Source organism: Mangrovibacterium sp. (assembly GCF_041596335.1).
Classification (GTDB): Bacteria; Bacteroidota; Bacteroidia; order Bacteroidales; family Prolixibacteraceae; genus Mangrovibacterium.
Genome location: NZ_JBFHIT010000009.1, coordinates 66792 through 80759, shown reverse-complemented (window position 1 = coordinate 80759; position 13968 = coordinate 66792). Strand labels below are relative to the sequence as shown.

13 protein-coding genes are annotated in these 13968 nt (G+C 40.7%); 8 read left to right on the top strand and 5 right to left on the bottom strand.

Going from position 1 to position 13968, the window contains the following annotated elements; genetic code table 11:
• The first annotated feature begins 152 nt into the window (after positions 1-152).
• The 4 genes from ABZD21_RS05415 (at position 153) to ABZD21_RS05400 (ending at position 3522) form a co-directional block, all read left to right on the top strand.
• Positions 153-992, top strand: a complete 840-nt coding sequence (locus ABZD21_RS05415) for a toprim domain-containing protein (protein WP_372773473.1) — start codon at positions 153-155, stop codon at positions 990-992.
• Positions 993-996: 4 nt separating this feature from the next.
• On the top strand, positions 997-1209 hold the full coding sequence (locus tag ABZD21_RS05410; protein WP_372773471.1) for a hypothetical protein: 213 nt from the start codon (positions 997-999) through the stop codon (positions 1207-1209).
• A 438-nt stretch (positions 1210-1647) separates the two neighbouring features.
• Positions 1648-2400 (top strand): hypothetical protein, encoded by a 753-nt coding sequence (locus ABZD21_RS05405; protein WP_372773470.1) that lies wholly within the window; start codon positions 1648-1650, stop codon positions 2398-2400.
• Positions 2401-2403: 3 nt separating this feature from the next.
• Positions 2404-3522, top strand: coding sequence for a RimK family alpha-L-glutamate ligase (locus tag ABZD21_RS05400; RefSeq protein WP_372773469.1), 1119 nt, complete (start codon positions 2404-2406; stop codon positions 3520-3522).
• Between the two features lie 680 nt (positions 3523-4202).
• Here the strand turns inward: ABZD21_RS05400 and rplI are convergent.
• Genes rplI through rpsF form a run of 3 tightly spaced genes read right to left on the bottom strand, consistent with a single transcriptional unit; the run spans position 4203 to position 5291 of the window.
• Positions 4203-4649, bottom strand: coding sequence for a 50S ribosomal protein L9 (rplI, locus tag ABZD21_RS05395; RefSeq protein WP_372773467.1), 447 nt, complete (start codon positions 4647-4649; stop codon positions 4203-4205).
• A 15-nt stretch (positions 4650-4664) separates the two neighbouring features.
• Complete coding sequence (gene rpsR / locus ABZD21_RS05390; RefSeq protein WP_282590340.1) at positions 4665-4934, bottom strand: 30S ribosomal protein S18; 270 nt, start codon at positions 4932-4934, stop codon at positions 4665-4667.
• Between the two features lie 3 nt (positions 4935-4937).
• The gene (rpsF, locus tag ABZD21_RS05385; RefSeq protein WP_372773466.1) at positions 4938-5291 is read right to left on the bottom strand and encodes a 30S ribosomal protein S6; all 354 of its coding nucleotides are present in this window, start codon (positions 5289-5291) and stop codon (positions 4938-4940) included.
• Positions 5292-5508: 217 nt separating this feature from the next.
• Between rpsF and ABZD21_RS05380 the strand changes: the two genes are divergently transcribed.
• From ABZD21_RS05380 to ABZD21_RS05370, 3 genes are read left to right on the top strand one after another with little or no spacing between them, the layout of a single operon-like run.
• The gene (locus tag ABZD21_RS05380) at positions 5509-6117 is read left to right on the top strand and encodes a beta-phosphoglucomutase family hydrolase (protein WP_372773464.1); all 609 of its coding nucleotides are present in this window, start codon (positions 5509-5511) and stop codon (positions 6115-6117) included.
• Positions 6118-6138: 21 nt separating this feature from the next.
• The gene (locus tag ABZD21_RS05375) at positions 6139-6507 is read left to right on the top strand and encodes a CidA/LrgA family protein (RefSeq protein ID WP_372773463.1); all 369 of its coding nucleotides are present in this window, start codon (positions 6139-6141) and stop codon (positions 6505-6507) included.
• Positions 6491-7186, top strand: a complete 696-nt coding sequence (locus ABZD21_RS05370; protein WP_372773461.1) for an LrgB family protein — start codon at positions 6491-6493, stop codon at positions 7184-7186. The genes ABZD21_RS05375 and ABZD21_RS05370 overlap by 17 nt, the downstream gene beginning before the upstream one ends.
• Positions 7187-7268: 82 nt before the next feature.
• Here ABZD21_RS05370 and ABZD21_RS05365 read toward each other — a convergent pair whose 3' ends face one another.
• Both ABZD21_RS05365 and tsaD read right to left on the bottom strand, forming a co-directional pair.
• On the bottom strand, positions 7269-8237 hold the full coding sequence (locus tag ABZD21_RS05365) for a GTP-binding protein (RefSeq protein WP_372773459.1): 969 nt from the start codon (positions 8235-8237) through the stop codon (positions 7269-7271).
• Between the two features lie 55 nt (positions 8238-8292).
• Complete coding sequence (tsaD, locus tag ABZD21_RS05360) at positions 8293-9330, bottom strand: tRNA (adenosine(37)-N6)-threonylcarbamoyltransferase complex transferase subunit TsaD (RefSeq protein WP_372773458.1); 1038 nt, start codon at positions 9328-9330, stop codon at positions 8293-8295.
• A 223-nt stretch (positions 9331-9553) separates the two neighbouring features.
• Between tsaD and ABZD21_RS05355 the strand changes: the two genes are divergently transcribed.
• Positions 9554-13825 carry a translocation/assembly module TamB domain-containing protein gene (locus tag ABZD21_RS05355; RefSeq protein ID WP_372773456.1) on the top strand — a complete coding sequence of 1424 codons (4272 nt, stop codon included), beginning with the start codon at positions 9554-9556 and terminating at the stop codon, positions 13823-13825.
• Positions 13826-13968: the final 143 nt, after the last annotated feature.

Here is a 13968-nt window from a genome sequence, read left to right as displayed (position 1 = left end):
TAAATTAAAAATAAGACTGGACAGAGTTGTCCGGTAAGATAATCGGACGGACAAGGCTATCTATTCTGTCCGTCCGGGAATGGAACCGGACAGAGGAGCGTTAATAGTTGTCCGAGCACTAAACAGAATTGCTAGTCAAAAAAGAAAAGAACATGAATTGCAACGAAGCAAATAATATCCCGTGCACCCACATTCTGACCCTGCACTATAACCAAAGTGGAGAAGTCAGGAAACATGATATTTGGTTTAAGTCACCAAACCGCAACGAGAGCCAAGCGAGTTTGAAAATTGACCGGGTTAAAAATGTCTGGTATGATTTCGGATCGGGCAAAGGTGGCCGCCCGGTGGATCTGGTTTGCTACCTGTCTGGGGTATCGGTTGCCGGCGCGTTGCTGATCCTATCGGGCTTCTCCCCTGCACCAGTCGAATCTTTTTCTTTTGACCAGCCTGTTGATCCTGGAATTGAGATTAAGCACCTCCAACCGCTGCAAAACCGGGCATTAATTCAATACCTGAATTCCCGGAAGATTTCGGCCACAATTGCCGAAAAGTACCTGAAGGAAGCCTATTATCGAGCCAACGATAAAAATTATTTCGCCCTGGCATTCAAAAACGACAAAGGCGGGTTTGAACTTCGAAATAAATATTTCAAAGGTGGCAGTTCTCCCAAAGCAATCACAACAATTCCAGGAGTTACAAAGTCGGTAAACCTGTTTGAAGGTTGGCCGGACTTCCTATCTGCTCTCGAATACTTTAGATCTCTCGAAGCAAAAAACAATACAATTGTTCTCAATTCACTCAACAATATAAACGAAGCCCTATTGGTGGATCTTCAAAAGTACAACCGGGTTAACCTCTACCTGGACACAGATCCAGCCGGTAAAGAAGCCGCTCAACGAATTATAAACGCACACCCGAACACGATCAACCAGGCAGAAATGATATATCCAAATTATAAAGATTTCAACGAATTATTAATCAATAAAATTTAGAATTATGATGCGATCAGATTTACTATTAGAAGAAACTATTGCAATCTATATCGAAGAGATTCGCAAAACCAAAGATTTCTTAATTTTTAATAACGCTGGTGAGGAAACATTGACTCATTTAGCAACATTAGCAGGCCTAGAAATGGATCTGGTGAATTTAAAGGAAAACCTCCCCTTCATTGAGATTGATCTTGAGAAATTGAGCAACGCAAAATAACAGCGTCCCCCGCTTTTTTAAGTGGATTTTTGAAAGATATTATCATGATAATTCAAAATTTTAAAATCCATCAAAGCACTCTTGTTAAAAGGGTGCTTTTTTCATTATGGGAGATCTTCTCCCTCTTTTTATTAGAATCTTTCTAAATAATTTCCTGTTCTATTTATCAATAATATTTGACACGCTGATAATCAACAGTTTAGCCATTCGTGAAAAAGTCATTTTTCAAGTTGTCCTTTTGGTTTTGACTCTATTTGCTCACATTGGAAATAAAAAACATGACAATAAAATTCCCAAAGAGCGAAGTAGTTTCTTTTCGGTTGACAAGGGAAGAGAAGCGAAATTTTGAGCAACTAACAAAGATGCTCAATACAACCAAAAGCGACTTTCTATACAGAAGGCTTAAGAATATTTTATTAACAACAAAAAGTAATGAAAATGAAAAGTGAATTTACACCGATGTTAATCGGGAAAGATGAAGAGAGAATCAAAACAGAGCTTAATCGTTGGGATGAATTGATTGAAGCTTTAAATCATCTCTCTTCTGAATGGCAAAAGAGGTTTAAAAGTCCTATTGAATTGAAAGACTTATCGACACTGGCAGCAACTAGAGATTTGTTGCGTTTCTTCCAGGTTCTCCACATTGAACAGGATGAGCGGTATTCTGATTTTATGAATTCTCTCAGCGTGAAAATTGATAAGCTTATTGAAATGGTTGAATTGCCAGATTTCACAAATATCATAATGGCAGTTCAGGCATTTCAAGAAACAACTATTCATCTCCCAGGATGGCAGAATCAATTTAAGTCAATTTTTAATGGAGAATCGTTTGAAGCTACGTCCGAGTTAGTTTCCCAGATTGTAGACTCAAATTCTCATTACACGAGAAACGAGCAGGAAAATACGGTTTTGATTCTCATTCAAAAGTTTTGCGCGACCATTAATTCACTCAATAATATTGGGTGTAATTTTTGCAAAGAAGACTTTCCGGCTTCGTTCTCTCAGCTTATGATCCCGTATAGAACTGAAAGGAAATACAGTGATCTACCTAAATCTACCGGGAATCCAAACTACTTCATAACGAACTACAAACCGGCATACTGCATGTTCAGAAATTCAAATTCAGGAGTTGTAAGTATGATCAGTTATCTAAGCGACGAACAATCCAAAGTTTTACAATTAAAATTTTAATTCATGAAAATTCTTATTCTTTCAGCCGCTCCGGGCAGTTATGCAACTCGTGATATTGTTTTAAAAGGACAAAAAAGAGGGCACGAGATGATTGTTAAAGATCCAGCTTTCTTGTATCTACTGATATCCGATAAAGTAGCTGGTTACGACCGTGTTTATGATGGATACGGGCAAGAAGACCGCCCTATCCGGCTAAACGCAAAGGGATACGATGCGATTATTCCCCGTATCGGAATAAATTTAGCTTATGGGTGCTCTGTATTAGAGCACCTAAACAGGAACCTTAAGATTTTCAGTACCCAAACATCCAACGGAATTAAGACAGCAGCCGACAAGTTAATCTCTCAGCAGAAGATTAGCCAGGCTAAAATTCGAGTTCCTCAAACGGTTCTAGGGGATAGAGCTATTCATCCGGCATGGATGATTGAGCAGGTTGGTGGATTGCCTGCAATTGCCAAAGGCTTAACCGGGAGCCAAGGGAAAACAGTTTTTCCGCTGAATGATGAGTATCAAACCAATGTGTTTTTGAAAAATTTCTCAGATCGAAAAGAAAATCTATTGCTTCAGAATTTTATTGATTCAGGAGCAAAGGATATTAGAGCCATTGTGATTGACGGAAAAGTAATCGTAGCAATGGAGCGAACAGCCAGAGAGGGGGAACTCCGGGCAAACATTAGCCAGGGAGGAACCGGGAGGAAAGTTGAGCTATCAGAAGAAGATAAAACCATTTGCGTTGATGCTGCCAGGGTTTGCGGTCTTGAGGTTGCCGGGGTTGACATTATGAAGGATAAAAAAGGGAAAACCTTTGTGATAGAAGTCAATGGCAACTACGGGTATCATATTCAGCAGGTTACAGGTGTTGACATATCAACACCATTAATTGAATACTGTGAGCGCAATCACAAGGACGGCAACATGAGCAATAACACAACAGACATGAAAGCATCCGGTTTTTCAAATCCTCTAAGTGCGGAATTGTCTTCATTGGTTGGCCGCCCTGTTCATATTCTCTTTGGTGAAGGTCTATCAAAAGTTGTACTCTCAGAACGCGAGTATCACCGGAATAAGACTGAAATAGACAAAATGTGTATCCGTCAAAGTTTAACCATTCGCTTAGTTTAATGATTATGAGCTGTATTTGTAGTGACTCTAAAAAGCTTGCAAGGCTTCAACGGGATCTTTCCGAGTTACTGGATCTATCACAGGTGCCAGTTTCGAAAATTGTCAAAGAGACAGAAATATCTACTTCTCATTTTTACAGGCTATTAAGGGCCAGATCTTTTACTCCAGAACAGTTGGTAAAAGTATATAAATCAATTCTTAAAAATTCTGGGTACCTGATGATGAAAGATAAGAGTGTTTAAATTGTCTGATATTTAGGCATATAACACAACATCTCTATTTTGTGCGCACAATTAGTCTACAGGGCGGTGCGGGGTGTGTAGAGGATAAAATGGAAAGATAATTGACTTTTTACACACTAACATGCTGTCCTGTAGTTCTTTATTAATTTTACATATGAGAAAACGAAAATTAATTAAACAGATTCTAAATAACATCCTCGACACGAGCCAATATGTTATTAACACTCAAAACCTATAACCACAAAATTCACGCCGTGTATATACAGTGGTTATATCTGATCATTCGATTTAAGAAACAAAAGGCTACAAGTCTTTGATAATCAGAAGTATGTAGTCATATATAAATAAGAAAGCCGTCAGTGTGTGAAGCTGACGGCTTTTATTGTTTGAAAAAAAACGTTTGAATTCTGTGTGTGTGTGTTTGAAAAAATAAATTAATTATTCAGAAACGACTTCGAAGTTGAAGTCAACCAATACTTCTTTGTGAAGTTTGATTTTTGCGGTGTATTTACCAACTTCTTTGATCGTGTCTTCTGACAAACGGATTTGTTTGCGATCGATTTCGAAGCCCAATTTGTTGATAGCTTCTGCCAATTGAATGGTATTAACCGAACCGAAGATTTTACCTGAAGTACTTGTTTTTGCACCGATAACAACTTCTTTGCCTTCCAATTGAGCGGCCAACGCCATAGCTACTTCTTTCAGTTTAGCTTCTTTGTGTGCACGTTGCTTAATGTTTTCAGCAAGAACTTTCTTGGTACTTGAGTTGGCTACAATAGCCAGTTTTTGAGGAATAAGGTAGTTACGTCCGTAACCATCTTTAACTTTAACGATATCGTCTTTGCTCCCCAAGTTATTAATATCTTGTAATAAAATAATTTCCATTGTTCTTTCTTTTTCTTATTTCAACATATCAGTTACGAAGGGCAGCAAAGCCAAATGACGGGCTCTTTTTACTGCTTTAGCCACTTTACGTTGATACTTCAATGAAGTACCTGTAATACGACGTGGAAGAATACGACCTTGTTCGTTCAGGAATTTCTTCAAGAACTCAGGATCTTTATAATCCACAAACTTGATCTTGTTCTTTTTAAAGCGGCAATACTTTTTCTTTTTAATTTCAACCGACGGGGGGGTCAGGTAACGGATTTCACCTTGATTACTTGCCATAGCTTAGTTCTCCTTTACAGTTTTAGCTTTCAAATTATTGATTCTTTTTGCGCTGTACTCAGTAGCATATTTATCCTGTTTGAAAGTCAGGAATCGAATGATACGTTCGTCGCGACGGTACTGCAGCTCTAGCTTTGCAATCAGTTCTGGTTCAGCTTTGAACTCGAACAAATGATAGAAGCCAGTGCTTTTTTTCTGAATGGGATAAGCTAACTTGCGTAAACCCCAGTTCTCTTCATTGACAATTTCGCCACCGTTTTCGGTGATGATGCCCTTGAATTTACTTACCGCTTCCTTTATCTGAACGTCAGATAAAACGGGAGTTGCAATGAAAACGGTTTCATACTGGTTTTTCATAAAACATCTAATTTATTAAACATTAAAAATTCTACCTATATTTTAGGTGGCGCAAAATTAGGAATATTTTTATTCTTAACAAACGTTTTCGACTAAAACAAAGCCTACTAGCTCTGTTTAAAGGGAATTTTAAGAATTTATACGATTCCGCTCTCTGAGAGCCGGAATTGAAAACCTCCGAAATAAGTTTAGTACATTTGCCACTCAAATTTGAATTATGGCACTTGATAAACACCCGCAAGCAGAAGCGTTAATTTTTGATCTGGATGGAACTCTGTCGGATTCGCTCCCGGTTCATATTGCTACCTGGCACAAAGTATGCGCGCACTACAACTGCACGTTTAACGAAAAGATTATTGAAGAAATGACCGGTATGCCAACGATTAGCTTTGCCAATCGGGTTATTGCCGAGAATAAACTGGAAGGCGTCGATCCGCACGAAATGGTGCAGCTAAAACAGGAAACCTTTTGGGACCATGCGGAACTGTTGAAACCGCACAGCTCGGTTGTTGACCTTGTGTATAAATACCATGGCAAAATACCACTGGCCGTGGGAACAGGAGCGAGTCGCCGAAGTGCAGAAGTTCAACTTGAGAAATTAGGCTTAACCAGATATTTCGACGCTATTGTAACAGCTGACGATGTTACCCGCCATAAGCCGGAACCCGAAACCTTTTTAAAGTGCGCTGAACTAATCGGTGTGAAAGCTGAAAAATGCCAGGTTTTAGAAGATGGTATCCTGGGCATGGAAGCAGCAAAGACAGCGGGAATGTTTCTAATTGATGTCCGTCCGTTTACCTACGAGAACTTTAGCCAGGAAAGCTAAACATACGAGAGTCACTGTGGAATGAAAATATTCAAGCAGCTACTTATTATATTGGGAGTAAATCTAGCCGGCGAGCTTTTGAGTGAATATTTTCATTTACCTCTTCCCGGAAGTATTACCGGAATGATACTCTTACTTATCCTGCTGTTGACCGGAGTTGTTAAGGATCATCACATTCGTGATACAGCCGATTTTATGATCCAAAATATGGGTTTCTTTTTCATTCCGGCCGGCGTGAGCGTTATGATTTCATACCATACGCTCGATGGTTTTTATTTTGAGACCGTCGTTGTCGTGATCCTTTCAACCTTAATTGTTTTTGCAGCCACAGCCCTTTCAACTGATTTGTTGATTAAATTCAAAGAAAAAAAAGATGCAAAGCCTGACTAATACCCATTTGTTTGGGATCCTGCTTACAGTTGGATGCTTTTATCTGATTACATTGGCGAAAAACCGTAGTCGCCAAAACTGGCTGAACCCGCTGCTATATTCGGTTGTCATCATTATCTGTTTTCTTCTGCTTAGCGGTATTCCGTACGAGCACTATCAAAAAGGAGGCAGTGTAATTCATGCTTTTTTGGGGCCTGTTACGGTAGTACTGGCTCTCCCCTTGTACCGCCAACGAAAATTATTGGTTCAGCATAAATATTCAATCCTCGGAGGCATTGTTGCCGGAGTACTTTCGGCCGTGACTTCTGTTATTGCCCTTAGCAGGTTATTTGGGTTGAACGAAATGCTGGAAAAATCACTCATCGGCCACTCCGTAACCACTCCAATTGGTATCAGTGTCAGTAAAATGCTCGGTGCAACTGAAGGGATCACGATCATTTCCATTATTATTACGGGAATACTGGGAGCTTCAATTGCACCATTAATGTTGAAATTTCTTCGCGTTAAACATCCTGTGGCCAAAGGAATAAGCATAGGCACATCGTCGCACGCACTGGGAACCACAAAGGCAATTGAAATGGGCGAAACTGAAGCTGCTATGAGTAGCCTGGCAATTGGTGTTGCCGCTTTAACTACGGTTTTGGTGGTAATATTGATGCAACTAATGGGATGGTACTGACATTGGAAAATTCAAAAGTTAGCACCGGCGGATGGATTAAGTCCAACTGTTTGGGTACAAATATGCTTTATTTTTTGCCGTCCTACTTACGTTCCAGATAGTGCATCAACTCGTGAACCACACGTTCATGGTCAATATCCCTTCCTATAAAAACCAGTGTATTTACGGGCTCTTCGCCAGGCTCAACAAATGAACCATCGGTATATGAAACGGCACCGCCAACCGACTGCACGATTGTTTTAAATGGTGAGCCGTCGGCATTCAAAATTCCCTTAATACGATAAATTTCGCTCCGGTTAATGGCTGCATAGTAGTTAAACCAGTATTTAAAACGGTCTAAATTGATAAAACCAGGAAACTGATGAGTAAATGTGCTGTATTTTTTCGACTCAACCAGTCGGAACATCACTGGTTGCTGTAATTTCTGCTCCAGTTGGCCTCGAACTTTATCGCTGAATTCTGCGAGTGAAAATTCCTTCAAAAGTCCGAAATTTGTCCATTCAATCAATGCCGAGCCGTTGTAAGCCAACAGCTGTCTTTCCAGTAATGACAAGGCCTTCGCATCAATACCGCTTGTTTTATTGACAATCAGCAGATCACTCAAAATGACCTGCATCTGTTGTTCGTTCCCGGCCAGTTGATCTTCAAAATTGAGCGCGTCAACCAAACAAATGCTACCCTGTAGTTCAAATCGGGCTTTCAAATCTTCCTCATCGTAAAACGGACGGATTACATTAGACAGGTCAGCAATTCCAGTGGTTTCGATCAATAGGAAATCGAGCTCGCCGGCTTTATCTGCCAAATCGAGAAGTGTGAGTGAAAATTCGTTCGAAATTGTACAGCAAATGCAACCATTGCTCAGGTCGAAAATGTTTTCAGCTCTCATTCCGATAATCAAATCCTGATCAATCGATTTTTCGCCAAACTCATTTTCCACCAAAGCCAGCTTTAGATGTTGGTGATTTTTAATGACTTCGTTGATAAAAGTCGTCTTGCCGGCTCCCAAAAAACCGGTCACCAATACGACCTGTATCTTTTTACTATTCTGCATTTTTATCATGAAGTTTAAACATGCCTTGCTGAATTGAGCACCCGATAATCGGGTTCTATTCCTGAATATTCATGCGGGCAAAAGGTATGGCATCCATTGCTGCGAATTCGCCTTTCAAATACTTGTAATGAGCAGTCATTGCAATCATCGCAGCATTGTCCATCGTGAAAGCAAACTTTGGAATAAACAAATTCCAATGGCGTTTTTCGGCTTCAGCGCGCAAGGCATTTTGCAATCCCGAATTAGCTGAAACCCCACCAGCGACGGTCACTTCGCGGATTCCGGTTTGTTTGCAGGCTTTCACAAGTTTGTCCATCAAAATGGCAATAATCGTTTTCTGCAACGATGCGCAAAGGTCAGCTTTGTTTTCCTCAATGAAGTTTTCATTTTCCTTCAACCGGTCGCGAAGAAAATACAGGAAGCTGGTTTTTAATCCGCTAAAACTATAATTCAGATCTTTTATGCGGGGCTTTGCAAACTGAAAAGCATCCGGGTTTCCTTCCTTAGCCAATCGGTCAACCAATGGACCACCAGGGTACGGCATGCCCATTACTTTAGCGCATTTATCAAATGCTTCACCGGCAGCATCGTCAATCGTTTGCCCAATCACTTCCATCTCCAGATGGTCTTTCACTAAAATAATCTGCGAATTACCCCCGCTAACCAGCAAACACAGGTGCGGAAACTTAGGCGAACGGTTTTCAGCTCCTTCTTCCTTTAAAAAATGAGCCAGTACATGCCCTTGCAGGTGGTTTATTTCAATCATCGGAATGCCTGAAGCCAATGCAAAACCTTTGGCGAACGAAGTACCTACCAACAGCGATCCCAACAATCCGGGGCCACGGGTGAAGGCAATGGCTGAAACATCCTTGCGGCTGATGCCGGCCTGTTTTATGGCCTGATCGACAACCGGAACAATGTTTTGCTGATGTGCCCGCGAAGCCAACTCGGGGACTACTCCCCCATATGCTTCGTGCACTTTCTGACTGGCTATTATATTTGACAACAAATACCCATTTTTCAACACTGCTGCCGAAGTATCATCACACGATGATTCAATAGCGAGTATAACAATATCCTTTCCCTGTTCCATGTTTCTATCTGTTGGTTTTAGCCCAAAAACTTTATCGAACTACAAAAGAAATCCATCGAATTTCGTTTAATTTGCGACTAATTAAGGGGACAAAAATATTAAAAAAACATTCAAAATAGCAGTTTGGTTTACAGGAGTATTCGTGCTACTTCTGCTCTCGATCTATCTGGCGTTTCAGATTAGTGTTGTTCAAACTTATGTTGTAAGCAAGATCACTGATAACTTGAGCAAAAAGTTCCAAACGACAATCAGCGTTAAACGGGTTGACATCTCATTTTTCAACAAACTCGTCTTAAAGCAGGTATATATTGAAGACCAAAAGCATGATACGCTGCTCTACATTGACAATTTAATTGCATCGGTTTCGCATTTGAATTTTAAAAAGCAAGAACTCAAACTTTCTTCTGTTGAATTCGTTCGCGCTAAGATTCATGTTTCAATGGATGAGCAACACCTGCCAAACTATAGTTTCCTGATTGACGGATTACGAAATTCATCGAAGAAAAAAGATCCACAAAGCTGGACCATCTCATGCGAAACTTTTTCGTTCGACCAGGCTCAGGTGGGATATGCGTATTTCGAACAAGAAAACCTCCACTTAATTGATATCCAGAACATTAAAATGGATGTTTCCGATTTCGAATTTGATGAAGACTCTGTGTATTTCCGAATCAACAAAATGCAGCTTGATGACCACAAAAGCTTTCAGCTGAAAAACCTGACCGGCGATTTTGTCTCCCGCAAGAAATACGCGAAATTAAGCCAGCTAAATTTATCGACCGGACAATCGGAAGTACGGAATGCAACAATCATTTTCGATCAGACTAAGCTTGATGACGGAGCCGACATTACCGAAAGTTACATTGATCTGATGTTGGATGATTCGGAGCTCGATTTACGCGATCTTGCAACCGTGGTTCCCGACATCAAGGGAATGGATCAAAAGCTTCAACTGTCGGGGCATATCTACGGTAAAATCAATGAGTTAAAAGCTAGAAAACTTCAGATAAAAACCGGAAAATCAACAACAATTAATTGCGACTTTTACATCAACGGATTGCCGGAAATTAATCGTGCCTTCATTCAACTTGACTTAAATAACTCGACGCTTGATTTTAAAGATCTGGCAGAGATACGTCTTCCGGATCGCTCGCCTACCCGATACCCAAAAATATCGAATACGCTTTACGAAGCCGGACTAATCCGGTACAACGGCAATTTCACCGGATTTTTAAGCGATTTTGTCGCCTACGGTACCATTAATTCGAACTTTGGTCGTATTGACACCGACCTGTCGTTTAAACCTGGAGAACAAGAAAACCTGGACGTGAGCGGACATTTAAAAACCGTTAATTTCAAACTTGGAAAATTAACACAAACCAGCAAACTCGGGAAACTGACCTTTACCGGCCGCATTGATGGTCGTTTTAACCAGATTACGAACGTTTTGGACGCTAAAGTTGAAGGAACAGCTGACAGCATCATGGTTAGCGACTACATGTACAAAAACATTATTCTCGACGGGCTGATCCAGAATCAGAAGTTTGAAGGCGATTTGGTGATCGACGATGAAAACCTGAAGTGCACGTTCAATGGGAAAGTGAATGTGAACCCGGATTCATCGTTATTCGATTTTAAATTGCTGTTGCATAAAGCCGACCTTGTTGCTCTGAAAATTGACAAAGTGCACCAAAAATCGGAATTATCGATGCACATTAACGCAAATTTTACCGGAAGCACAATCGACGATTTAAAAGGAATTGTTCAATTCGAAGGTGGGAAATATACGAACGAGAACAATTCGATCCTGTTGAATAGTTTGTCCTTAACAACTTCCTCGGGAGAAAACAACAAACTTGAACTAAACTCTGATTTCCTCGATGCTGAAATCGAGGGTAGCTACCAGTTTATAAGCCTGAGCCGGAGTATTGAAAACCTTATCGCCCATTACATGCCGTCAAGCGGTGCAAAAATCAGTAAAACACCCGGATTGAACCGGTTTAGTTTGAATGCTGAAATTAAAGATACCGCACCGATTCTACGTACATTTTACCCGCGATTGACCTTAAGTCCGGGTTACATTACCGGCGTAATTGATGAAACAAAAAACCAAATTAATCTTTACACCGAAATCTCTGATATCCAACTCAATGGACTCTACATAAAAGGCTATTCGCTATCGCTCCACTCAACCGATAAACTTGAATTTAAAAGCCGTATTGAAGAGCTGGAAATCAGCGAAAATCAGCACCTCTACAACATCGCGGTACTTGCCTCGGCCAAGGACGATGAAATGAGCACCAAGCTGCTTTGGAACAACTACGATGTTTTGACATACAGCGGTGAGCTTGAGGGATTTATGAAATTCACCATGCGCGAGAATAATAGAGCACACGTTGATCTTAAAATCGAGCCCAGCAAGATTTATGTCGCGGATACCTTATGGCAGATCAATCCGTCTTATGTGACGATAGATTCGAGCCGGGTCGAAGTGGATAATTTTATGATTTCGAACCGCAACCAGTTTATCTCGCTAAACGGTGTGATTTCGAAAGAACAAACCGATGAGCTCGCGGTACGAATCAATAACTTCAAACTTGATAATTTTAATCTGATTACCGGTGAAAACAATAAACTCACTGGGATATTGGATGGAACCATCAGTTTGGTTGACCTTTACAATCGGGCCTTGTTCCTCTCTGATGTAAAATTGAATGACTTTAAGTACAACGATACGAAAGTCGGCAACGTTAGTGTGCTAAGTAAATGGGACACGCCCTCGAACGCGATTCAATCTGAGCTAATCGTTTCGAACAAACAACAGCAGAACCTTTACGGATACGGGAGCTATTTCCCAACACAGGACAGCCTCGACTTCACGATCAACACTGAAGCACTCTCGCTGAGCTTGCTGGAGCCATTTCTGGAAGGTAGTTTTCAGGATATTCGTGGCGAAGCGACAGGAGAAGTGAAAATTACCGGCAAACACGACAAAATAATGATGTATGGCGATGTGATGGCAAACAATGCCGGTCTGGCTCTAAGCTATCTTCAAGTAGGCTATAAATTTACAAACAAGGTGAAATTCAGAGGCGACTCAATCATCTTTGACCATATTACCATCAACGATTCAGAAGGTAACTCAGGTGTTTTTAACGGATCGATCAGGCACGATAATTTCTCGAATATGGACTACAACCTGTCTGTTAATTCGAAAAACCTGCAGGTTATTAATACAACTCCGGCTATCAACGAGCGCTTTTACGGGAAAGCTTACGCTGCAGGAGTGGTTAAAATTACCGGGCACGGACGAGAGATTTTTATCGATGGAAATGCCCGGACATTGAATCACACCGCATTGAACATCGCCTTAGATTACGAAGAAGAAGCACAGGAATATGATTTTATAAAATTTGTCGATCACAGCAAACTGGAAGACAAAAACATGAGAATCAGGACCTCGACAGATCAGTCCGTTGTGTTCATGAATTTCAATATTCAGCTAACGCCTGAAGCACGCTTTCAACTCGTATACAATTCTCAGGTCGGCGATATGATTCGGGCTCAGGGAACCGGAAACATTCAGTTAAAAATCGATCCGAACTACAATATTGAAATGTTTGGCGAATACACGATCGATCGAGGAGATTATCTGTTTACACTACAGAATGTAATTAATAAGAAATTTGAGATTGAAAGCCTGGGAACAATTCAGTGGAACGGTGATCCATATGATGCGACAATCAATGTCAACGCCATCTATCGGCTGAAAGCATCGTTAAGTGAATTATTCGCCAACTCAACCGAAAACGTTAACTACTCACAACGCATTCCGGTTAACTGTAAAATAGCGCTAAAGGATCAGCTTAGCAACCCTACCATTGGGTTCGATATTGAGTTTCCAACGGCCGAAGACCGGATCAAGGACGAAGTATTGCAATATCTGAGTACAGAGGAAGACATGAACAAGCAAATTCTTTCGCTTCTCGTGATGGGACGTTTTTACACCCCTGAGTATTTGCGCGGAAGTTACGAGTCGCAAAATTCGAATTTAGTTGGAACCACTGCCAGCGAGCTGTTTTCAAACCAATTGAGCAACTGGCTTTCACAAATCAGCAACGATTTCGACATTGGCGTTAATTACCGTCCGGGGAATCAGATTTCGGACGATGAAATTGAATTAGCTCTTAGCACCCAATTTTTTAACGACCGCGTGACCATAAATGGAAACATCAGTAATAATGTCAACCAAACAGGATCGACTATAAACAATAATAGCGCCGATTTTGTCGGTGATTTTGATGTCACGGTGAAACTCACGAATAATGGAAAACTCCAATTCAAGGCATACAATCAATCCAATAACAGTCTGATCTATGAGACCTCGCCCTATAAGCAAGGGATTGGTATTAGCTACCGCGAGAGCTATGATACCTTCGGTGAACTATGGCAGAAGTTTATAAACTTGTTTCGAAAGCGCAAAAGAGCAAACTAGTTTTTTATTCGGGATTTGAAATCGGTAGTTTTTTTTTGAGTAGTCAATGTTTTATCTGGAACGATAATTGTTAACGACAGGAAGCTGTATACCGACGAAAACGATATTACTCCCAGGTTAAGCGAGTGGTATTAGTCGCTTCA

Coding starts and splice junctions, on each gene's coding strand:
- ABZD21_RS05400 (WP_372773469.1), top strand. CDS start 2,404: ATGAAAATTCTTATTCTTTCAGCCGCTCCGGGCAGTTATGCAACTCGT.
- ABZD21_RS05410 (WP_372773471.1), top strand. CDS start 997: ATGATGCGATCAGATTTACTATTAGAAGAAACTATTGCAATCTATATC.
- ABZD21_RS05365 (WP_372773459.1), bottom strand. CDS start 8,237: ATGCAGAATAGTAAAAAGATACAGGTCGTATTGGTGACCGGTTTTTTG.
- rpsF (WP_372773466.1), bottom strand. CDS start 5,291: ATGAAAAACCAGTATGAAACCGTTTTCATTGCAACTCCCGTTTTATCT.
- ABZD21_RS05370 (WP_372773461.1), top strand. CDS start 6,491: ATGCAAAGCCTGACTAATACCCATTTGTTTGGGATCCTGCTTACAGTT.
- rplI (WP_372773467.1), bottom strand. CDS start 4,649: ATGGAAATTATTTTATTACAAGATATTAATAACTTGGGGAGCAAAGAC.
- ABZD21_RS05375 (WP_372773463.1), top strand. CDS start 6,139: ATGAAAATATTCAAGCAGCTACTTATTATATTGGGAGTAAATCTAGCC.
- rpsR (WP_282590340.1), bottom strand. CDS start 4,934: ATGGCAAGTAATCAAGGTGAAATCCGTTACCTGACCCCCCCGTCGGTT.
- ABZD21_RS05405 (WP_372773470.1), top strand. CDS start 1,648: ATGAAAAGTGAATTTACACCGATGTTAATCGGGAAAGATGAAGAGAGA.
- ABZD21_RS05415 (WP_372773473.1), top strand. CDS start 153: ATGAATTGCAACGAAGCAAATAATATCCCGTGCACCCACATTCTGACC.
- tsaD (WP_372773458.1), bottom strand. CDS start 9,330: ATGGAACAGGGAAAGGATATTGTTATACTCGCTATTGAATCATCGTGT.
- ABZD21_RS05380 (WP_372773464.1), top strand. CDS start 5,509: ATGGCACTTGATAAACACCCGCAAGCAGAAGCGTTAATTTTTGATCTG.